The organism is Devosia neptuniae (genome assembly GCF_025452235.1).
GTDB lineage: Bacteria > Pseudomonadota > Alphaproteobacteria > Rhizobiales > Devosiaceae > Devosia.
In genome coordinates, this window is the sequence record NZ_CP104965.1 from 3,116,232 (window position 1) to 3,138,353 (window position 22,122).

Here is a 22,122-nt window from a genome sequence, read left to right on the forward strand (position 1 = left end):
CGGGCCGCACATTGCCGGCCGCGGAGCGGGGCAGCTTCATGCAGAGCTGGGCGCTCCGCGCAAACGGTGCCGCCATGATTCATGACTTGCCGGGCCGCTTGATTGCCGCTCGACCAGATGGGGGACAAGGTTGATCCGCTGGGGTGGCAATTCATTCATGAATGGCGACTGCCCGGCGCGGGACAGCAGCACCCTGACTGCTGCAATACCCATTTCGCGGTGGGGCATGTGAACGGTGGTCAACTGCGGCGAGATCTGCGTGGCGATAGCATAATCGGCATGGCCGACGACGGAGACGTCCTCTGGAATGCGCAGTCCAAGCCGCATCAGCTCGGATACCACCGTCACGGCGACAATGTCGCTGCCGCAGAAGAACGCCGTGGGCTCAAAACCGCTCGCCGCCATGGCGGTTACAGCCTCGCGCAGGTCGCCGGCCGCCCGATCGTCGGAGAAGCCAATCTCACGCAGCTCCATGTCTTCTACTTCAGCGATTGCATCGGCAAAGCCGGCGAGGCGCGCCAGCCGCCCCGGATAACCGAGCCGTCCATGCGCGTAGACGACGCGGCGGTGGCCCAGGGATTGCAAATGGTGCGCAACGTAAACACCTGCTTCTACGTCCGCCGCGCTCACCTGATCTTTCTGCCACAAGGGCGGAACGATGTGATTGACCACCACGGCCGGTAGCGCGCTGCTCAGGGCCGTCTCAAGCATCGCCGGCGTCTGCGGTCCGACCAGGATATAGCCAATGGCGCCGTTCTCAATGCGCGGTAGCTCGGCTGGATCATCCAGCCAACGCACCGACATGACACAACCGTGGGCGGTCGCTTCGTGGTCGATGCCGTTTTGTACGTCGACCCATAATTCCCGGCTGGCTGTCGCCCGGTTCTTGAAGATCACCTCAATGTTCTGGCCGGCACCTTGGCGCCGGGCGTTGTAGCCAAGAGCGGCGGCCGTATCCACGATCAGGTGCCGTGTCGGCTCGCTCACCCCGGGCTTCCCGCTCAGCGCGCGGGAAACGGCAAATTTGGAAATACCCAAATGGTCGGCAATTTGCTGGATCGTTACCCGCTTCATGGCGCGTGCCCGAAGACACATCCTCTCGTTATTTTTATTTTTGTTAGGCTGCGCCTTTTGCGGTGTCAACGTGAATTGCTCTATGCCGCCCGTTTTTGTGGCTTTTTGACACCGCCTGGCGTGCCCCGGCACCCTGAATTCGCATTGAAATTCAGGGCATTATCGGATTCATCCTTCGAAAGTTACTCTCAAAACACAAAACAAATAACAAAAATTATGGGTTGACCTTCGTATTTTCGTATGGTCAGTTTGGATAACAAAAAAGATAACAACGCACTTTTTGATGCGGAGGCAAGGTTAACTTGCCGGCAGGGGAGGGACTCGCCGAAGGGCGAGGGTTGAGAGCGCATGGCCATTGTCGAGGTCCAGCAGGCTGCAAAAGTGCCGGCCGCAGACCAGGTGGGTCTGGCCAGTCAGCGCCAGCTGGTGTGGCTCAAATTTACCGAGCACAAACTGGCCGTGGTCAGCCTTGTGGTTATCGCGCTCATTTATCTGATCGGCGCATTTTGCGAGTTCGTGGCACCCCGCACACCGGACCACTACGATTCCGCCTATACAATGCTGGCGCCCCAGCCACTGAAGTTCTTCTATACCGATGAGAACGGCACCACTCAGTTCGGCCTGCACGTCACCGGCTTTTCATCGCAACGCGACCCGGCAACGCTCCGCCGCGTGTTCACGACCGATGAATCGATCCGCGTGCCGGTATCGTTCTTCGTAAAGGGGCAGCCCTATCAGATGTGGGGCTTCATTCCGGGTGATATTCATCTGATTGGGCCGGTCGATCCTGCCCAGCCATTCTATCTGCTGGGCTCGGATCGTATGGGTCGTGATGTGCTCAGCCGGGTGATCTACGGGACCCGCATATCGACCTCCATCGGCCTGATCGGAGTTGCTGTCAGCCTCGTGCTTGGCGTGATCCTGGGCGGTATTTCGGGCTATTTTGGCGGTGTGGTCGACAACCTCATCCAGCGCGTGATTGAATTCATCATGTCGGTGCCCACAATTCCATTGTGGATGGGCCTGGCGGCAGCGATCCCGGTGACCTGGTCTCCGGTGCTGGTTTATCTCATCATAACTATGATCATCTCGCTGATCGGCTGGACCTCGCTGGCGCGTGAGGTGCGCGGGCGCTTCATGTCCTGGCGGAACGAGCCATTCGTCACGGCTGCCCGGCTCGATGGCACCAGTCAGATGACGATCATCGGACGTCATCTTGTCCCGGGCTTCATTTCGCACATCATCGCGTCGGTGACGCTGGCCATTCCAGCCATGATCATTGCCGAAACCTCGTTGTCCTTCTTGGGCATTGGACTGCGGCCGCCGGTCGTGAGCTGGGGTGTGCTGCTGCAGGAAGCCCAAAACATTCGCTCGTTGGCTGAAGCACCTTGGCTGCTGGCGCCCGGCGTACTCGTCATCATCACCGTGCTTGCCCTGAATTTCCTTGGCGATGGCCTGCGCGACGCGGCGGACCCTTATTCATGAGTACCGAACCCCTTTTGAGCATTCGTGGCCTCAATGTGCACTTCAAACTGCGCGAAGGGTTGATCCGAGCGGTGGACGGCGTCGATGTTGAGGCGCATGCGGGCAAGACGCTGTGTATCGTGGGCGAGAGCGGGTCGGGCAAGTCGATGCTGGCCCGCTCGATCCTGCAGATCGTTTCCCCGCCCGGCCGGGTGACCAGCGGCGAAATCATGTTCCGCCGCCCCGGCCAGGCGCCGGTGGACATTGCCAAGCTCGATCCGAAGGGAAAGCCGATCCGGGCCATTCGGGGCCGCGATATCGCGATGATTTTCCAGGAACCGATGAATTCGCTGTCGCCAGTCCACAGCATTGGCGATCAACTCGTCGAGAAAATCCTGCTGCATCATAAGATCGGTCAGAAGGCCGCAATCGACCGCGCCGTCGATGCGCTGGATAAGGTTGGCATCCCCAATCCCAAGCAGCGATTGGTCAACTATCCGTTCGAGCTGAGCGGCGGCATGCGGCAGCGCGTCATGATTGCCATGGCGCTGGCGTGCCAGCCGGCCCTGCTCATAGCCGACGAACCCACAACGGCGCTCGACGTCACCACCCAGGCCAATATTCTCGATCTGATTGCCGGCTTGCAGGACGAATTCGGCATGGGCGTAATTTTCATCACGCACGATCTCGGCGTCGTGGCCGAAATCGCCGATGAGGTCGCGGTCGTCTATCTGGGTCGCGTCGTCGAACGCGGCAGCGTCGACGATATTTTCTACAATCCGCAGCACCCCTATACGCTGGCTTTGTTGTCTTCGATCCCAAAGCTCGGAGCCCGCCGGGCCAAGGGGCAGCGCCTGCATGCGATCGAGGGCATGGTGCCCCACCCGCTCAACCGTCCGGCGGGTTGTCCGTTCAATACGCGCTGCCCGGAGGCAAGGGCAGGGCTGTGCGACGTCGTTGATCCGCGCAATTTGCAATTGGAGCCGGGCCATTTCGTCGCTTGCCACATGCGGGACCCCGAAGTGGCGCAACTGCGGACCGAGGTGTTGGCATGAGCGTTACGCCAGCAGAAGGCGGCCTGCTCATGCGGGCGCGCGACCTCAAGGTGCATTTCCCGATCAAGCGTGGCGTGCTCAAGCGCACGGTTGGCCATGTCCGGGCTGTCGATGGTGTCAGTCTCGATATCCGTTCGGGCGAGACGCTCAGCATTGTGGGCGAGAGCGGCTGCGGCAAGACTACGTTGGGACAGGCGCTGGTGCGCGTGCTCGAGCCTACCGCTGGGAGTATCGAATATCGGAAGGCGGGCGAAGGGCCCGCCGATATCGCCCATCTCGGGGAGACCGAGTTGCGGCGTTATCGCTCCGATATCCGCATGATCTTCCAGGATCCGTTTGCCTCGCTCAATCCGCGACGGCGCGTCGTCGACATTATCGGGGAATCACTGCGCAATTTTGGCGTGAAGGACGAGCGTGATGTGGAAGCCCGCGTCGCCACGCTGCTGCGCAAAGTTGGCTTACGGCCCGAATATATGAGCCGTTATCCCTATGCCTTTTCAGGCGGCGAACGGCAGCGCATCGGCATCGCCCGGGCACTGGCGGTTCATCCGCGGCTCGTTGTTGCCGATGAATGCGTTTCGGCCCTCGACGTCTCCATTCAGGCCCAGACGCTCAATCTGATGCAGGATTTGCAGGAAGAGTTTGCGCTCACCTACGTCTTCATCAGTCACGATCTGAGCGTGGTTGAATATATCTCTGACCGCGTGGCGGTGATGTATGCTGGGCGGATCGTCGAGTTGAGCGACACCGAACCGCTCTTTGCCAAGCCACGCCACCCCTATACCGCCGCGCTGCTGGCCTCGGTGCCTCGGCCCGATCCGCGCAGTGCCCGGATGCGCAAGCATATGCGGCTCAAGGGGGAAGTGGCTGATCCGGCCAATCGCCCCAGCGGCTGTGCCTTTCATCCACGCTGCCCATTCGCCACGGACCTTTGCCGCGCCGAAGACCCGCAATTGCGCTCGGTCGGCTCGTCCGATGTGGCCTGCCATTTTGCCGACAGCCTCGATCTTAAGGGAGTGAACGCCGATGCTGCATGACCATGAACCGAGCTCGGCGTCAGGCGCCACTGACACCAAGACGTGGTGGCAGCGGCCATACCGCATGGTGCAGACGAACCTGCGACAACCCGATGCGCTTTACGATCAGCGCAAGCTGGCGCGGGAGATCAAGGCATTCGGCGCCGATGTGCTGCTCTACAATATCGGCGGCATCTACGCCTTCTATCCCACCAAACTACCGCTGCAGGCCATAAACCCGATGATGAAGGGTGATGCGCTGGGCGATGCAATCGAAGCCGCGCATGCCGAAGGCATCGCATTGGTTGGCCGCTTCGACATGTCCAAGGCAACTCGCCTTGGCTATGAAGCACATCCCGAGTGGTTCGTGCACAATGCCAAGGGCGAGGCCCTTGAATACAACGGGACCTATCAGGCCTGCGTCAACGGCGGCTGGTATCAGGATTATGCGCTCGACATCATCAGCGAGTCACTGGGCAAGTACGATGTGGACGGCGTGTTCTTCAACATGTTCGGCTATACCAACTTCACCTATTCGGGGCATTATTTCGGCACCTGCGTGTGCGACAATTGCCGCCGCCGTTTCCACGACATGTACGGCAAGCCGCTGCCGCTCAAGGAAGACTTTTCCGACCCGTCCTATGCGGATTATCTGGAATTCAAGGATCGCACGTCGCTTGAGTTGCGCTCCAAGGTTTATAAGCACATCAAGCAGGTCGCGCCCAAAGTCGCGATGACCGGGCACCGCGGCGATAGCGACCTGATCCGCATGGAGACGCAGCGCGCCGTGGATCGGCCGCAACCGGAATGGCCCTATCAGGCTGGCGAGCAGGCACGCTGGGGCCAGGCCTATGGCCAGGGCAAGACCGTCTCGTCTACTTCGGCCAATTTCATCGATTTTGCCTGGCGCTTTGTGTCGGAAACCGGCGCCTATCAGCTCGCCCGCGCGGCCCAGCAATTGGCCAGTGGGGCCACGCTCGACTTCTATCTGCTGGGGGTAATGGATCAGGACGACAAATCGGCTTTTGCCGACACGTCCAAACTGTTCCAGTGGCACAAAGCCAATGAACGGAACTATGCGGGGCTGAAGCCCGCTTCCAGGATCGCGCTCTATCATTCTCATAACGTGGTGCCCGGACATGGTGCCGGGGGCTATTCCAAGCGCCCGGCCAGCGGCAAGCATGCGGAGGCCGCATTCCGTGGGGCTTATCGCGCTTTGCTCGAAGCACGCCTGCCGTTCGATATGGTGGTGGACGAAGTCATCACGGGCAAGAATGGCGCCAAGGTGCTTGCTCAGTATGAGGCGCTGGTCATGCCCAATGTGACCTGTCTCTCCGATGCCGAGGCCACAGTCATCGATGCCTGGGTTGAGGCAGGCGGCGTCTTGTTGGCGACCGGCGAAACCGGGTTCTATGATGAAAAGGGCGTGGCGCGGGACGAACCGGTTCTGCAAAGCCTTCCGATCATCGGAAACCCCATGCCGCGCCAAAATATGAAGGGGTCATATTTCCGCGTCCGGCCCGGCGAATTGCCCATCGGCGATGACGTGAAGCTGCTGATGCTCGACCACACCTATTATGTGGCCCAGGCAAAGCGGGGCGCCGAAACGCTGCTGACTTTATTGCCTCCGCAACGCTTCGGCCCGCCTGAATTGTGCTTCCCCGATTATGAAAGCGTCCTGCCGGGGGCGATCACAGGCACCCACGGCAAGGGTAAGGCGATCTACGTGCCTTGGCACGCCGACGCGCTTTACTACCGCGACAGCCTTCCCCATACCCGCACCTTCTTGACGGACCTGGTGGTCCGCAACATACCGGCTTCGCCGGTCAAGGTTGAAGGCCGGGGCGCGCTGGAAGTGACCATCCAGGCTCAGCCCGACGCTGGCAAGACGCTGGTTCACCTCGTCAATTATGGCGGGCAGCGCAACAACCTCTACGAAGATGCGCCCGCGCTGCACGGCCTGCGCCTGGCTATGCATGGTGTGGGGGGCGAGGCAATCGCGCTGGTGTCTGGCAAGACGATGATGCCCGAAGGGGAAGCCGATCAGGACGGCTATGTCTGGTACGCCCTGCCGCCCGTCGAGGCATTCGAAGCAATCCAGTTCTCGACGGCCTGATTTTTTTCGCACCGGGACCAAAGCGGCGACAAGCCGCGGCCCGGATAAAGCTAGAGGAGGAAGAACCCATGCAAGCCGCACTGACTTCACGTTGGTTATCGCCCTTCGTCGGCGTCGCAGCAATTCTGCTGTCCACGGCCGTCGTCGTCGCACAGGACTACAAGGAAGCCCCCATATTGGCCGACCAGGTCGCTGCGGGCACTTTGCCCCCAGTGGCCGACCGGCTCCCGGAAAACCCGATGGTGGTCGAGCCGTTCGAAAGCGTTGGGCAATATGGTGGCACCTGGCGCCTGGTGATGAGCTCGCCCAGCGACATCGGCACGCTGGCCCGCACCATCGGCTACGAGAATTTTGTCCGCTCGGTGACCTGGCAGCCCGATGTCGAGCAGGCCGATATCGTGCCGGACGTGATCATGAACGTCGCCGAAAGCGTCGACGTCAATGAAGATGGATCGGAATACACCTTTCACCTGCGTAAGGGCCACAAATGGAGTGACGGTGAGCCCTACACGGCCGACGATGTGATGTTCTGGTACACGGACGTTTATTCAAACACCGAACTGTTCCCGGCAAAGCCGACATGGTCGGTGCGCAATGACAAGCCTCTGGTGGTCGAGAAGATCGACGAAACGACCGTCAAGTTCATCTTCGGCGGGCCCAATGGCCTGCTTCTTCAGTATATGGCAACGCCATCCAATGACGCCGAGCAGAACCAGCCCTTCGCGTATCCGCGGCATTATCTCGAGCAGTTCCATCCCACCTATAATGAAGCTGCTGCCGGCGCTGAATGGGTGCAGAATTTCCACGCCAAAGCCGACATGTGGCGCAACCCGGAATTGCCACGGCTGCATGCATGGATCATTACCCAGGGCATTGGCCAAGGCAGCGGTGCTCAGGTGATCGCCGAGCGCAACCCCTATTACTTCAAGGTCGATAACGCGGGCAATCAATTGCCGTATATGGATCGCGTCACCGTCGACATCATCACCGATCCCCAGGTCACCCTGCTCAAGGCCGCCAATGGCGACTTTGACATGTTGGATTCCTATGTCGGCTTCGTCGCCACTCCGGAAAACCGGGGTACCTTCTTCGACAACCAGGAATCCGGTGGCTACGAGTTCTACGAAGTGCTGCCCAACCGCGCCAACCTGATGATCATCTCGCTGAATATGACGCACAAGGACCCGGTCCTGCGCGAAGTGTTCGGCAACAAGACGTTCCGCCAGGCCCTGTCCACGGCCATCAACCGTGACGAGGTTATCGAACTGGTCTGGCTGGGGCAGGGGCTACCCTACCAGACGGTGGAGCGACCAGAATCCCCGCTGTTCGACGAGGAAATGGCGACCCAGTTCACCCAGTTCGACATTGCCAAAGCCAATGAAATGCTCGACGGGATCGGACTGACGGAAAAGGATGGCAATGGCATTCGGCTGCTGTCCGATGGCCGGCCGTTGCAGTTCACCATGGACATCTCGGTAATCCGTCAGCCCTGGATCGACAGCGCCGAGTTGATCAAGGGATATTGGAAGCAGATCGGTGTCGACCTGCTGATCAACACCTCCGACACGACCGCGCTCAACCAGCGCATCGAATCCAATGAGCATGACTCGGCCGTCTGGTCGGCCTCTGGCGGCCCGGACTCCCTGTTCGATCCCAAATACTATTTCCCCTCGTCATGGGCGGCCTTCTACGCCACCACGTGGGGACAGTGGTTCACCAAGGACACCAATCCGGAAGAGCCGCCCGAGGCGGCCAAAAAACAGATGGTGCTCTATCAGGAAGTGTTTGCCACGACCGATGTCCCTAAACGCCTGGCGTTGATGAAGGACCTGCTCGCGATCTCGGCAGAGGAATTCTATACGATCGGTGTCATGCAGCCGACTTCGGACTACGGCATCGTCAACAAGCGGATGGCCAATTTCCCAGGCGTGCTGCTCGCCAGCAGCGAATATGCCCATCCAGGCGCTGCCAATCCCGAACAGTTCTACTACGCCGCCCCGTAACCCTCCCGACCCCACCATCCGGCCCACGGGGCTGGATGGTGCTTTGCTGGAGTATGACCCAAATGACCGCCTTCATCGCCCGCCGCTTGTTCTACATGCTGGTGACTATCGCGGCCATTTCGGTCATGACCTTCATCATCATCCAATTGCCGCCCGGCGACTATGTGACGGCCATGGTGGCCCAGCTCAACCTGCAGGGGACCACTGTCGATCCCGCCGAAATGGCGGCATTGCGGGCCCGTTACGGGCTCGATGATCCGGTGCATGTGCAATATTGGAAGTGGATTTCCAACATCATCTTCGCCGGCGACTTCGGCTATTCGCTGGAATGGCGTCGGCCCGTTGCGGACCTGCTCTGGAATCGGCTTGGCCTCACCTTCGTGCTGGCGCTGATCACCCTGCTTTTCATCTGGGCGATCTCGCTGCCGATCGGCATTTACAGCGCCGTGCGCAAGAACTCGATCGGGGATTATCTGGCGACTTTCGTGGGGGTGCTCGGGTTGGCCATCCCCAATTTCCTGTTCGCGCTGGTGCTGATGTATTTCTCGTTTCGCTATTTCAATACCGGCATTGGCGGGCTGTTCTCCCCTGAATATGAGAATGCGCCCTGGAGTTGGGGCAAGCTCGTCGATCTGGGAACGCACCTGATCATTCCGACGATCGTGCTCGGCACCAGCGGCACGGCCTCGCTGATCCGTATCCTGCGGGCCAATCTGCTGGACGAATTGGGCAAGCCCTATGTCGTCACCGCGCGCGCCTATGGCTTGTCCGAGAACCGGTTGCTGCTGAAATATCCGGTGCGCATCGCGCTCAACCCGTTCATTTCGACCGTGGGTTGGGTGTTGCCCACGCTGGTGTCCGGCGCGACCATCACTGCCGTTGTGCTCAATTTGCCCATGACCGGCCCGCTGCTGCTGCAGGCACTGATCAGCCAGGACATGTATCTGGCCGGCAGTTTCATCATGATGCTGAGCGTGCTCACCGTGATCGGAACGCTGCTGTCCGATCTGCTTCTCGCCTGGCTCGATCCACGCATTCGCTATTCGTGATCGATGGCAGGGAGCAATGTGGGGGTGCCTGCAATTAATCTATCGTGACGACGCTCGGCACTTCGGCGAGAGCGGTTTTTCGCATTTCACGGATAATCACTTCGGTGGCGGCCGAGAGTGGCCGGCCGATTGCGGTAATGACGCTCCAGCGGAACGGTATTCGGAAGGTGAGCGGAATGACCCTGACGCCATCTAGCGGGAGTCCGATGGCGGTCAGGGGTTCGACGATGGCGACGCCAAGGTTTTTGCGGGCGAGGGACAAAGACACATAGGTGGCATTGCAGTCGATGACCGAGGACATGCCGATGTCATGCGCGGTCAGGGCCTCTTCGATCGGCATTCTCAGGCGATACGGATTGGCCGCGACGATCAGGCGTTGGTTCTTGAGGTCGGTGGCGGCGATAGCCGACAAGCCCGCCAGCGGGTGATCGACCGAGACCACAGCATTGCATTGGACTTCCGCCTGCCAGTGCACTTCGATGCCCGGATTGTCGAGCGGCCAGCTTGCAATGCCTATCTCAGCTGTGCGCGCAATCACGGCCTGAACCACATTCTCCGACGAGATGCTCTGGATGTGGATCTTGTTGGGCAGAAGTTCCGGCGGAATGTTGGCCAATGCGTTGGGCAGCAGGCTACTGGCCAGGGCGGGTACCGCAGCGATCTGGATGGGGAGCTGTTCCGATTTTTCGATTGCCTCGGCGCGATCACCAATAGCGCGAAGGCCGGAGAGAAACACTTCTACCTGCTCTGAAAAGGCCAGGCCCTGTGCCGTGGGCGAGATGCGCGGGCCATTGCGATGGAGGAGGGCAAAACCGACTTCCGCCTCAAGATCCTGGATAAGCCGGGTGATGACAGGCTGCGAGCGGCCGATGGCCTTGGCGGCGCCGGTCATGCTGCCGATGGACACGACAGCAGAAAATGCCTCGAGCTGTTTGGTTTCGAAATATTTCATCGTCTGCGCCCTCCTGCTACGGCCTTTGCCAGAGTCCCAGCCTCGCCGCAAACATGTCCGCTTCCACGCCGACTGCGCCCTGCGCCACGTGCAGCACCACCTGGTTGTCGGCGGAGAAGCGCGGCCAGTCGTCCGGCACCGCGCCGGCAATGAACGCGCGCCAGATTTCGTGCACCTGATCGGCGAAGTCCGGATCGGTGACGCGCTGGCGCTCGGGTTGGCGGGAGAGGTCCATGCCATCGCGATACCAGACAGCGCCCAGTTCGGCGCCATGGGCGGCTCCGGTCTCGTCGGCGGCGATTGGGCCGTAGAGATATTTCCACACCGGCTGGTGGGCGGAACAGAGCCGCGCAAAGCGGCTGGCCGGATTCTGAAACACCAGGTCGCCGGCCACCGCGCGCCAGATGCCGTGCGGGGAATGGCCTGGCAGGGCGGCGCGATAGCGCTCGACAATGCCCCCTCCGGTCAGGTCCAGCGGTCGGACGCGCTCATGCAGCAGGCCTGCGGCGCCGGCATAGTCGAGTTCGGCGGGCAGGACGCTGGAATGGGTGAGATATTCCGCGCTGGTGCAGCCGATCATCATGGGCACACGGGCTGTTCTTCCCGCAGCGGCGGCGGTTTCGGGATGTTCGAGCAGGGTGATGCCATCGATGATGGGCACGAAGGGCACGCCGAGCATGGCGGCGGCACCGTCGCGGTCGAAATCGTGGTGCTCGTAGCTCTGGTTGCAGAGATCGCGCTGGGCGACCAGCAGGTCGTTGATGGGAATGTTCACCAGGCCCTCGGGACTGGTACCCAGGGCCGCGCACATGCGGGCGGTGAGCTTTGGCGCATCCACCATGGTGGCAATGGCGGTGCTGGCGCCGCTTTGCGGCATGGCGCGCGCGAAGAGACCCTGTGCGGCTGGCATGGCCATCACTGCGGCAACGGCAAAACCGCCGGCCGAGCGGCCCGCAAAGGTGACGCGCTCGGGATCGCCACCGAAGCTGGCGATATTGTCGCGCACCCAGTTCAGTGCCGCGAGCAGGTCGAGCAGGCCGCGATTGTCGGGCTGGCCGGGGATGTGCAGAAAACCCAGTGCGCCGAGCCGGTAATTGACGGTGACTTCGACTATGCCGCTGGCGGCGAAGGCACCGCTTTGCAGGATCGGTTCATTGGCCGAGCCCACGGCATAGCCGCCGCCATGCACCCAGACCAGCACAGGCGCGGCGCCATCAAGCGAAGGCGTGCGGATATTGAGGGTCAGAAAATTGATGCCATGGGCGAGGCCGGACGTAGCATTGCGCCCCACCGGGCCATAGGTGGCGATCTGCGGGCAGACCGGCCCCAGCTTGGTCGCGTCGCGAATGCCGGACCAGGGCTCGACCGGCTGCGGCGCGAGGAAGCGGCGCGCCGGGGTGACCGGGGCGGCGTAGGGCACCGAGAGAAAGGAGAGGTAGCCGTTTTCGGCCAGTCCTTCGATCGTGCCGCCGGGCAGGGTGAGCATGGTCATTGGCGGTTCCCTATACGGCCTTGCGCAGCCCGATCAGGCGCTCGAGCGCGATCACCACGACAAGCGAAATGAGAATCAGGATCACCGAAAGCGCGGCAATCTGCGGATCGGTGGAATATTCGAGGTAGCGATAAATCTCGGTGGGCAGGGTCGAGGCTTTGACCGAGACGAGGAACAGCGAAATCGTGGTCTCGTCGAACGAGATGAGGAAGGCGATCACCCATCCGGCAATGAGGCCGGGGCGGATCAGGGGCAGGGTGATGCGCCAGAATACTTTGAGCGGCGAAGCCCCATGCACCATGGCAGCTTCCTCGACGCGCCGGTCGACCGAGGACAGGCTCATGCTCACGGTGCGCACCGTATAGGGAATGGTGACGCCCAGATGGGCGAGGATAATACCGGGATAGGTATCGAGCAGGCCGAAATTGGCCAGCACCAGCACCAGCCCCACCCCCAGCACGATATTGGGCACGATGAAGGGCGCGATGACGAGGAAATTGACCGCGCCTTCACCGCGAAAGCGATGGCGGGTCAACGCCAGCGAAAGCAGCGTTCCGATCGCCACGGCGCCGAATCCAACCACGATGCCAATGCCCAGGCTGCGCCAGAAGGCGCCGATGAACGTGGCGTTCTGGAACACCAGGGCATAGGAGCCCAGGGAATAGCTTTCCGGGGGGAAGGCTAGATATTGCCGGGTGTCGAAGGAAACGATGAAGACGATCAGGATGGGCGCGAGCAGGAAGAGGTAGATCGCTGTGATCAACAGGCGCCAGGACCAGCGGGCGAGCAGGGACGTCTGGTTCATCTCAGGCCTCCAGAGCCCGCAAAGCGCGGCGATAGAGGATAATAACCGAGCTGAAGATGATCAGCAGTAGCAGCGCCAGAGCGGCGGCCAGCGGCCAGTTAAGCGTGACGGTGGCTTCGGAGAAGACCTCGGTACCCAGCACGAACACGCGGCCACCACCCATGAGGCGTGGGGTGACGAAGCCGGAAATGGCGAGCACGAAGACCAGCAAAGCCGCCGTCAGTACGCCGGGCAGGCTGAGCGGCAGGATGATACGCCAGAATACCTTGAAACGATTGGCGCCCAACATGGCGGCGGCTTCCTCAAGCTGGGCATTGAGCCGGCCCAGGCCAGAGAGAATGGCGAGGATGGCATAGGGCATCAGGATTTCGATCATGGCGATGGTGGCGCCGAGGAAATTATTGGCCAGGCGAATGGGGGCGTCAGTCAGCGCCAGTGCCTGCAAGCTGCCGTTGATGACGCCGCGATCGCCCAGAATGACCATCCAGCCATAGGTGCGCACCACGCCCGAGGTCAGCAGCGGGGCGATGGCGAGGGCGGTGAGCAGGCCGCGCCAGCGGCTGGTGGTACGGGTAAGAAACAGGGCGATGGGGTAGGAGAGCAGCACGGCAAAGAAGGTGACCGACAGGCCATAGGTCAGTGTATTGGTCGCCACCCGCCAATAGAACGGATCGAAGATCACCGTGCTGTAATTGGCCAGCGTCCATTCCCCGTTCGGCCCGCCAAACGCCGAAGTCGAAAAAGAGGCCCGCAGCAGCCAGAGCATGGGCATCACGAAGCTGACGCCGAGTGCCAGAAGGCCCGGCAAGAGGAGCCAGAGCAGCAGCCCGCGGTGCGATGCTTTGTCGGTCACGAAGCCGCCTCGCCAATCAGGGTCACGTCATCGGGCGCGATGGAGAGGGAAACCGTTTCGCCCAGCGCAGGCAGCTTGCCGGCATGGGTGGGCAGGTCAGCGACGATGGTGCGCTCGCCCACCCGAACGGTGAGGGTCAGCAACTGGCCGCGATAGACCAGATGTTCAACCACGCCGCTGAAATGGTTCGGACCTTGGTCGCCCAGCACAATGCGGTGTGGCCGGACCAGCAGGCGCACGGCTGTCCCGGCGGGAACGGGCTCGCTAAAGGCGAGGCGGCCGAAGCCGGGAATATCGGCCTGGCCGTCGCTGGCGGTGCCGGAGAAGAAATTGCCGGCGCCGATAAAGCCAGCGACGAATTCGGTGGCCGGGCGGTCAAAGACTTCACGCGGTGTGCCGATCTGCTCGATACGGCCGGCCGACATCACCGCCATGCGGTCGGCCATGGAGAGCGCTTCGTCCTGATCATGGGTGACAAAGATCGAGGTGACGCCGGTGCGCGCCTGGATGTCGCGGATTTCGTCGCGCATTTCCTCGCGCAGCTTGGCGTCGAGATTAGACAGCGGTTCGTCGAGCAGCAGCAGATCGGGTTCGATGACCAGCGAGCGGGCAATGGCGCAGCGCTGTTGCTGACCGCCCGAGAGCTGGGTGATGCGGCGTTCGCCATAGCCGGAAAGCTTGACCAGATCGAGCGCCCGGACCACCCGATCAGCCCGTTCGGCCTTGGGCACGCCGCGCATTTCGAGGCCGAAAGCGACATTTTCGGCGACGTTCATATGCGGAAACAGGGCATAGGACTGGAACACCATGCCCATATTGCGCCGATAGACCGGCAGTTGGGCGATGTCGCGCCCTTCGAGCAGGATGCGGCCTGAACTTGGCGCGATGAGCCCGGCCACCATGCGCAATATCGTGGTCTTGCCGCAGCCCGAAGGGCCGAGAAGGGCGAGCATTTCGCCCTTCTGCAGGTTGAAGTCGACATGGTCGACCGACGAGGCCGTGCTGCCCGGATAGGTCTTCGTCAGGCTTTCGACGATGAGGTGGGAATCGGGCATCGGCTCAATAGTCCTAGTTAAACGCGATGACTTCGCGGTTGATGCGCTGGATCCAGTCCGAATAGACCGTGGCGATATAGGGCCAGTCTAGGCTGGTCTGGGCGGCCTGGGCTTCCTTGCTGCCATAGATGCGGGCGGCAACGGCATCGGTGAGTTCCACCTTGGAATTGACCGGACCATAGAAGCTCTGTTCGGCAAAGGTGGCCTGGGCTTCAGCGCTCAGCGCATAATTGATGAACAGCTGGGCGGCTTCCGCGTTCTTGGAGCCTTCGACCAGATTGATCGTGTTGGTCTGGCCGATGCTGCCTTCCTTGGGTGCGGAAATGCCGATAATGCCGCCCTGGGTGTCATGCAGATATTGCGCCCGGCCATTCCAGCAGATGGAGAGATCGACTTCCCCGCTCTGCACTACGGCATAGCAATCGGGCGCCGGGTCCCAGGTCAGCACATTGGGCGCGAATTCATTGATCGCGGCGATGGCCGGATCGATGCTTTCTTTGTAATCGGTGCCGGCGATCTTATCGAGAATGGGGATCAGGATCACACCACGGGTATCGGCGAGGCGGGCGGCGATGCGGCCCTGATATTTGGGGTCCTTGAGATCGGTCCAGCTGGTGGGCGGCTCGGAGACGGTCTCTGTATTGTAGAGGATAACCAGATTGTCCTGCGAGAAGGCGATATTGCGATCTTCCCCGATCCGGGCCCAGTCGGGCGTGTCGGCGAGGTTGGTGACCACGGCCGGGTCGAGCGGGGCAAACAGGCCCTCGGCATTGCCCTTGATGGCGACGGCAACGTCGATCAGCGCCACGTCGACGGTCGGATCAGCCTTTTGCAGGGTCAGCAGCGCCAGCGTTTCAGCCGAATTCTTGGACTGCTCATAGGTGACTTCAATGCCCGGATGCTGGGCCTTGAACGGCTCGATGATGAACTTCTGATAATTGTCGGCGAAGACGCCTGAAAAGCCCACAATGTGGACGCTGCCAGTGGTGGCGTCCTGCGCCATGGCGATGCCGCCGAGGGTGAAGGCGGTTGCCGCGGCGAGGATGGCAGTCAGGTGGCGGATGGTCGGTCGGGTCATGATGTCGTCTCCAAGGGATGTCAGTTAGCCGCGTGGTGTCCAGGCCGCGCCGAGAACGCGCAGCCAATTGCCGCCGAGCAGTTTTGTGATGGTTGCCTCGCTCCAGCCGCGCGCCAGCATGCGGGCGGTGAGGTTTGGCATGTCGGTCATCCGGCGAATGCCCTCGGGCTTGTTGATCTTGACCGAGCCAAATTCAGTCAGCGTGCGTGCCGTGCCCTTGTCGCGATTGGCCCAGAGCAGCCAGTCGCTGGGGCGGGGCCGGTCGAGAGAAAAGTCGGTGCCGATGCCGACATGGTCTTCGCCAATCAGATTGATCACATGCTCCATGGCGTCGAGCACGTCTTCGACCGTGGCGTCATTGCCGGCGGCAAGGCCGGGCGCGAAGAGGCTGATGCCGACAAGGCCGCCCTTTTCGGCGCAGGCCTGGAACAGATGATCGGGCTTGTTGCGCTTCACATTGTGCAGGGCGCGCGGCAGGACGTGGGAAATACAGACCGGCCCCTTGGCATAGGCGATAGCATCGGCGCTGGTCTTGTCGCCGACATGGCTCAAATCACACAGCACGCCGACGCGGCCCATTTCATCCAGCACTTCGCGGCCGAAACCGGTGAGGCCGCTATCGTTTTCTTCCAGATATCCGGCGCCGGAATAGTTCTGGGTATTATAGGTCAGCTGCATGATGCCGACGCCCAGATCCTTGAAGATCTCGACATAGTCGAGCTTGTCTTCGAGCGGGGACGTGTTCTGCCAACCGATGATGATGCCGGTCTTGTTCTCGGCCTTGGCGGCGTGGATATCGGCTACGCTGCGCACCGGGCGGATGATATCGGCATGCTCGCGCAGGAAGTGTTTCCACTGCGAAACATAGTCGATGCCTTCGCGGAAGTTCTCCCACAGCACAGTCGAGACATTGACCGCGGTGAGCCCGCCGGCGCGCATTTCCTCAAAGATCGGCCGGCCCCAGAGCGAGGTCTGCAGGCCATCGACGATGATCGAGCGATCATGCAGGGCTTGGGCTTGTTCGGGGACTTGGCTCATCAGAAGGTTTCCTTGGAATGCTGCGTGGCGCCCAGGGCGCGGGCGACAAAGTCCAGCCGGTCCTGGCCCCAGAACAGTTCGTCGCCGACCACATAGGTCGGCGTGCCGAAAATGCCGCGCCGTTCGGCCTCGGCGAGATTGTCGTGCCACTGCGCAATGATGGCCTCGGGTTGCGGGTCTCGCACCAACGCGGCCCCTTCGGCCCCGATGGTGGCCAGGGCCAGCTCGCGCAGTGTATCGAGATCGGCAATGTCGCGGTCCTCGGCCCATAGCGCGCGCTGGATGGCGAAGGAGAAGGCAAACGCATCCAGCCCCGCCTGCTGCGCTGATATCACCGCCTGGGCGGCGGGTTCGACGGTGCGGCAGGGATAGAATCTAGGCGTCAGGTTGAGCGGAATATCGAGGAATTTGCGCCAACGATCGAGTTCGACCGCGTGGTAGTTCTGCCGGCTGTCGGGCCTGGTGCGCAGTGGAATGCCGCCATTGGCCTCGATGATGCGGATGGGGCGCAGCACCAATTTGGCGCCGGCCGCCTCGGCAATGTTTTTGGCGCGCTGGGCGCCGAAATAGGCCCAGGGCGAGGAAATGCCGTAAAATATCTGCAGGACTGGTTCGCTCATGCGGACAGCACCTCCTCATCAGCGTCAATCCATTCGTCACCGAGAAGCTCGGGCACGGCAAAGTCGCGAAACGCCTGCAGGTGCACGGCGCGGTCTTCGACAAAGAGCGAGCGGGCGATCGCTTGGGCGAGACGAGTGGCGCCTTCGCCGATTGACGGAATGCCGCTGGTAATCTTGCCGTGGGTGAGAACCGCCGGATAGGCAAAGCAGAAGATGTTGGAAATGGCGGGCGGCGCGTTGTCGCGCGGCAGGAATTGGAAGCCTGGGCCGAGATAGGGCATGGCCGCAAGGCCGGGATGCTCCTCACCGGCCGGTGGCCGGTAAGCGTCTGCCCAGCGCCGGATGAATGGCGCGATGGTGGCAAATTCCGGTCGGCCGGCGAAATCGACGGCAAAGCCGGTGGCGAAAATGATGAAATCCGTCGCGTACTTGCCCTTGGGGGTGGTGATTTCCACCATCCCGCCATGCTCTTCGAGCTTTTCAATGGGGCTCGCCAGATGGAAGTGGGCGTTGGCGTGACGGGTGACCCGCAAGACGCTATGGCGCGGCGGGGGAATCTGGGCGCGCTCGCCTTCGACCATATAGGCCCATTTGGCCGCGTCAGGCAGGCCGAGATAGCCATAGGTCATGCCCCGGCTGCCGACACCGCTGAATTTGTCCACGCGCGGAATGTCGGCACGGCGGATGAAGATGTCCACTCGCGCCGCACCCGCCTCTAAGGCCGCTGCTGCGTTGTCCATAGCGGATGCGCCGGCGCCCACTACAGCGACGCGCTTTCCCTTGAGTGCCACCATGTCGATGCGTTCGGAACTATGCGCGTAATAACGGGCCCTCAGGCCTTTTGCCACCTCGGGCAGTCCGGGCGTGCCGAGCCCGTCGATGCCCGTTGCAAGCACGGCGCGCCGGGCGAGGAGGGTGCCTGGCCTGCCGGCTCTATCGAGGCTCAAGGCGATAAGGCCATCATCACGCAGGGTCACGGCGGTAATGGCGGTGTCGTTTTGCACTGGCAAACCGAGCACCTGCCGGTACCAAACCAGGTATTCCATCCACATAGGGCGTGGAATGAGGCTCATCTCTGTGAAGGCCTGGGCGCCATACTGTGCCTCGAACCAGGCACGGAAGGTGAGGGATGGCACACCGAGGGCCGGGCCGGCCGCATCCTTGCGGGTGCGAAGCGTTTCCATGCGGGCGGAGGTGATCCAGGGACCTTCTTGGCCGGCAGGTGCGCGATCGAAGGCTCGAACGGCATCAACGCCGATATTGCGCAGCGCAGCAGTGGTAACCAAGCCCAACATGCCGGCACCGATCACCGCCACGTCAAGAACTCGCTCGCCGCGTTCCACGCGGGCTGGAACCCAAGGCTTGGCCGGCAGGTTGAGCCAGCCTAGATCTTGCCTCAGGCGCTCTTCGAGTTCTCGTAGCGGTGCGGTGTAAGCGGTCATATCAGTTCAGTGCTGTGATAACCTCATTATGCATATTTAGAATTGTCATTGCTCTAGGATGTGTCAAACGAATTTTCTAGTTGGTCACCGGCGTGTAGAAAAACGCCCTGCCCATTGGAAGATTCTTGGGAGAATTAAGCTGAACCGCGTTTAACGGCCTCAGCGCCTGACAGGCATGGCGGAGGCCGATCGCGGGCCGTCGGCTGATCAAGCGTTTCGCTGGCGATACCGGCTGGCGCCCCAGCGTGATGTCAGCAGGAACAATGCTGCGGCCGCAGCCACGAACATGCCAAGCCGCACGAACTGCGGTGCCACGTCGTCTTCGGCGGCAAACCAGAAGTTCGCCAGCAGCCCATAGGCGGCGAGCTGGTAGAGAATAGCGACGCCGAAAAAGCCCAGCACGGCGCGCCGGTCCAGCCAGCATGCACACAGGCATAGCCCCGCAAAGAACCAGAAATGCATGTCTTGATAGAGCTGCAGGCCATCGAGATGGAGCGGCAGGGTGGTCATGGTCAACAGGGTAATCTGGGCGGCCAGTGCCATGCTGGAAACTACCGGCACGGCGCCATTCTGCCGCCGCCGGCGCCAGTAGAAGGTTGGCAAGGCAGCCACTAGGAGGCCGCCTGCCAGCATGAGGAGCGAGGGCAGCGGGCCCTCGATCAGCCAGTTCAGGCCGGCCAGCAGCACCGGAAGGATCCAGAGCAGGGCGATGAAACCATTCTCAAGTCGCCCTCGCTGGGGCCCAGATTCAGTCGCGTTCAAAGTCATGCAGATACCCCCAAGGATCAGATGAAATCAGGCCGAACGAGCGATCAAATTCATTTCTACGGTCTCGGCGCGGACGATCACGACGGCCTGTGCCGCCACGTTGTGTCCGGTCAGGGTCAACTGGCCGCTGGTAACGATCTGCTGCAGCGGGGCAGGGCGGCCAAACAGATAGCCCTGCGCCTCATCGCAGCCCTCGGTGGTCAGCAGCGCCAATTGGCCATGCGTCTCGATACCCTCGGCCAGAACCGGAATTTCGAGACTTTTGCCCAGTGCCAGCACGGCGCGAATAATGGCCTTGGCCTGGGGGCTCGATTCCACCTCGCTCATGAATGAGCGATCGAGCTTGATCTTGTCGAAGGGGAAGGCCCGCAGCGTGTCGAGCGATGAATAGCCGGTGCCGAAATCGTCGAGCGCAATGTTCACGCCCAATTCCTTGATCTGGCGCAGCATATGCAGTGAACGTTCCTTGTCGGCAAAGATCGTCGACTCGGTCAATTCCAGTTCCAGCCGGTCAGGCGCCAGCCCGGTTTCGCGCAGCACTTCCATGACCAGTTTGGGCAGGTCGGTATGGGCAAACTGCACCGGGGAGAGATTGACCGCCACCTTGTAGGGCGGCTCCCATGAGGCAGCCCTGGCGCAGGCGGTGCGCAATACCCATTCGCCCATCTGCAGGATAAGCCCGTTTTCCTCGGCCAGCGGGATGAACTCGGTCGGCGGAATAAAGCCCCGTTGCGGATGCTCCCAACGCAGCAACGCTTCGTAGCCGCGGATTTCGCCGGTCGTCAGCGAAGTCTGCACCTGATAGTGCACGTCGAGCTGGTTGCTCTCGAGCGCCTCGCGCAGTTCGCCCGCCAGATTGCGGCGCGCCCTGACCATTTCGTCCATGGATCGTTCGTAAAAGCAGACGGCGCGGGTGATATCGGCCTTGGCGCGATACATGGCCAGATCGGCATTGTTGACCAGCGCTTCTTTGTCGGTCGCATTATCGGGATAGATGGCCACGCCCATGCTGGCACCGGGAATGACCTCGAAATCATCGAGACGAATGGGCTTGAACAGGGCCGTTTCGAGCCGCGACAGGAAATTGGGCAGCTCGGCCGGGCCCTGCATGCGATAGATCGCTGCGAATTCATCGCCGCCGAGCCGGGCTGCAAACTCGCCCTCGCCCAGCAGCTTGTTCATGCGCCGCGCCAGCACCTGCAGCACTTCGTCACCGGTGCCGTGGCCGTGCAGATCGTTGATCTCCTTGAAGCGATCCAGATCAATGCCGATCAAGGCGACCTTGCCGCCGGTCTCGGCCGCCAGATCGATTTCGTGGTCGAGATGATCGTTGAAGCTGGCCCGGTTCGGCAGGCCGGTAAGGCTGTCGCTCATCGCCATATGGCGCAGTTGCTCGTAGGATTCGGCACGCATGCTGCCATCGATCAGGTAGCTGGCGGCGCCCGCTCCCAGAATGACCAGTGCGACGCCCGCCACAGCAATTGCCAGGGCCTGCAAGGCGGACGGATTGGAGAATGAGCCGTCGATCAGCATCGGGGAGACCTGGAACGCCGTCATGCCGGTAAAATGCAGGCTGACAATCGCCAGCACCAGCACGCCTGTTGCCAGATACTTGTCCGCCCAGGAGACGCGGCGCATCGCCAGGTGCAATGCCAGCGCGGAAAACACCACTGACAGCACGATCGAGGCCACCAGATAGTCCATGTCCCACGACACCAGACCCTGCACGCGATAGGCCATCATGCCGGTATAGTGCATCGCGACGATTGCGGCCCCGACAACCGCTCCACCCAGCGCCGGCGCCAGCCGCGTCAAACCGCTTGCCGCCAGGATAAACCCCAGCTGTACGCCCAGCATGGCGATCAGCAGCGATACAATGGTCATGACCGGATCAAAACCGACCGGGGCGCCGGGATCATAGGCGAGCATGGCAATGAAATGGGTGCACCAGATCGCCGAACCCGCCGCCACCGCGGTCAGGAAATGCCAGCCGGCCCGCTGCAGGCCGGTGGTATTGGCGGCGCGATTGAACAGGCGAATAGTGGCCGAAGAGCCGGCCAGGCAGACCAGTGCCGCTACGGCCACCAACCAGATATTGTGGTCATAAAATACGCAACCCAGCACAGTCATCATGGTCGTTTGAACTTTCGACAATCTTCGCCGGCTTAGGTTGGCGTACGTACGCCTTTATCCCGAGATCAGTTGAAAGTTGATGAATAGAGTTATGTATTTCTGGTTACTT

Annotated in this window: 18 protein-coding genes; 6 read left to right on the forward strand and 12 right to left on the reverse strand. The window is 61.4% G+C overall.

The window, feature by feature from the left end:
* Positions 1-36: 36 nt before the first annotated feature.
* On the reverse strand, positions 37-1,074 hold the full coding sequence (locus N8A98_RS18095) for a LacI family DNA-binding transcriptional regulator (RefSeq protein WP_262167386.1): 1,038 nt from the start codon (positions 1,072-1,074) through the stop codon (positions 37-39).
* A 348-nt stretch (positions 1,075-1,422) separates the two neighbouring features.
* On the opposite strand from N8A98_RS18095, the gene N8A98_RS18100 reads away from it, so the two are divergent.
* The 6 genes from N8A98_RS18100 to N8A98_RS18125 all read left to right on the forward strand — a co-directional run bounded on the left by N8A98_RS18100 (position 1,423) and on the right by N8A98_RS18125 (position 9,777).
* Complete coding sequence (locus tag N8A98_RS18100) at positions 1,423-2,559, forward strand: ABC transporter permease (RefSeq protein WP_262167387.1); 1,137 nt, start codon at positions 1,423-1,425, stop codon at positions 2,557-2,559.
* Positions 2,556-3,593, forward strand: coding sequence for an ABC transporter ATP-binding protein (locus N8A98_RS18105; RefSeq protein ID WP_262167389.1), 1,038 nt, complete (start codon positions 2,556-2,558; stop codon positions 3,591-3,593). The genes N8A98_RS18100 and N8A98_RS18105 overlap by 4 nt, the downstream gene beginning before the upstream one ends.
* A complete protein-coding gene (locus tag N8A98_RS18110; protein ID WP_262167390.1) occupies positions 3,590-4,630 on the forward strand; it encodes an ABC transporter ATP-binding protein in 1,041 nt (346 codons plus the stop codon). Before N8A98_RS18105 ends, N8A98_RS18110 begins: the two co-directional genes overlap by 4 nt.
* Positions 4,620-6,725: an alpha-amylase family protein gene (locus N8A98_RS18115; RefSeq protein WP_262167392.1), complete on the forward strand. Its 2,106-nt coding sequence runs from the start codon at positions 4,620-4,622 to the stop codon at positions 6,723-6,725. Before N8A98_RS18110 ends, N8A98_RS18115 begins: the two co-directional genes overlap by 11 nt.
* Before the next feature lie 68 nt (positions 6,726-6,793).
* Positions 6,794-8,728, forward strand: a complete 1,935-nt coding sequence (locus N8A98_RS18120; RefSeq protein ID WP_262167394.1) for an ABC transporter substrate-binding protein — start codon at positions 6,794-6,796, stop codon at positions 8,726-8,728.
* Positions 8,729-8,790: 62 nt separating this feature from the next.
* Positions 8,791-9,777 carry an ABC transporter permease gene (locus tag N8A98_RS18125; RefSeq protein ID WP_262167395.1) on the forward strand — a complete coding sequence of 329 codons (987 nt, stop codon included), beginning with the start codon at positions 8,791-8,793 and terminating at the stop codon, positions 9,775-9,777.
* Positions 9,778-9,811: 34 nt separating this feature from the next.
* Here N8A98_RS18125 and N8A98_RS18130 read toward each other — a convergent pair whose 3' ends face one another.
* The 11 genes from N8A98_RS18130 to N8A98_RS18180 all read right to left on the reverse strand — a co-directional run bounded on the left by N8A98_RS18130 (position 9,812) and on the right by N8A98_RS18180 (position 22,034).
* Complete coding sequence (locus N8A98_RS18130) at positions 9,812-10,729, reverse strand: LysR family transcriptional regulator (RefSeq protein ID WP_262167396.1); 918 nt, start codon at positions 10,727-10,729, stop codon at positions 9,812-9,814.
* A 16-nt stretch (positions 10,730-10,745) separates the two neighbouring features.
* Positions 10,746-12,221, reverse strand: coding sequence for a carboxylesterase/lipase family protein (locus tag N8A98_RS18135; RefSeq protein ID WP_262167397.1), 1,476 nt, complete (start codon positions 12,219-12,221; stop codon positions 10,746-10,748).
* A 10-nt stretch (positions 12,222-12,231) separates the two neighbouring features.
* A complete protein-coding gene (locus N8A98_RS18140; RefSeq protein ID WP_262167399.1) occupies positions 12,232-13,026 on the reverse strand; it encodes an ABC transporter permease in 795 nt (264 codons plus the stop codon).
* 1 nt (position 13,027) lies between these two features.
* Positions 13,028-13,879 carry an ABC transporter permease gene (locus tag N8A98_RS18145; RefSeq protein WP_262167400.1) on the reverse strand — a complete coding sequence of 284 codons (852 nt, stop codon included), beginning with the start codon at positions 13,877-13,879 and terminating at the stop codon, positions 13,028-13,030.
* Entirely contained in the window at positions 13,876-14,934 is a 1,059-nt protein-coding gene (locus N8A98_RS18150) for an ABC transporter ATP-binding protein (protein ID WP_262167402.1), read from the reverse strand. Before N8A98_RS18150 ends, N8A98_RS18145 begins: the two co-directional genes overlap by 4 nt.
* Positions 14,935-14,947: 13 nt before the next feature.
* Positions 14,948-16,012, reverse strand: a complete 1,065-nt coding sequence (locus N8A98_RS18155; RefSeq protein ID WP_262167403.1) for an ABC transporter substrate-binding protein — start codon at positions 16,010-16,012, stop codon at positions 14,948-14,950.
* Between the two features lie 24 nt (positions 16,013-16,036).
* Complete coding sequence (locus N8A98_RS18160; protein WP_262167405.1) at positions 16,037-17,050, reverse strand: dipeptidase; 1,014 nt, start codon at positions 17,048-17,050, stop codon at positions 16,037-16,039.
* Positions 17,050-17,670 (reverse strand): 2-hydroxychromene-2-carboxylate isomerase, encoded by a 621-nt coding sequence (locus N8A98_RS18165; protein ID WP_262167407.1) that lies wholly within the window; start codon positions 17,668-17,670, stop codon positions 17,050-17,052. The genes N8A98_RS18160 and N8A98_RS18165 overlap by 1 nt, the downstream gene beginning before the upstream one ends.
* The gene (locus N8A98_RS18170) at positions 17,667-19,112 is read right to left on the reverse strand and encodes an NAD(P)-binding domain-containing protein (RefSeq protein ID WP_262167408.1); all 1,446 of its coding nucleotides are present in this window, start codon (positions 19,110-19,112) and stop codon (positions 17,667-17,669) included. Before N8A98_RS18170 ends, N8A98_RS18165 begins: the two co-directional genes overlap by 4 nt.
* Positions 19,113-19,319: 207 nt before the next feature.
* A complete protein-coding gene (locus tag N8A98_RS18175; RefSeq protein ID WP_262167409.1) occupies positions 19,320-19,880 on the reverse strand; it encodes a hypothetical protein in 561 nt (186 codons plus the stop codon).
* Positions 19,881-19,907: 27 nt separating this feature from the next.
* Entirely contained in the window at positions 19,908-22,034 is a 2,127-nt protein-coding gene (locus N8A98_RS18180) for a putative bifunctional diguanylate cyclase/phosphodiesterase (RefSeq protein WP_315974507.1), read from the reverse strand.
* Positions 22,035-22,122: the final 88 nt, after the last annotated feature.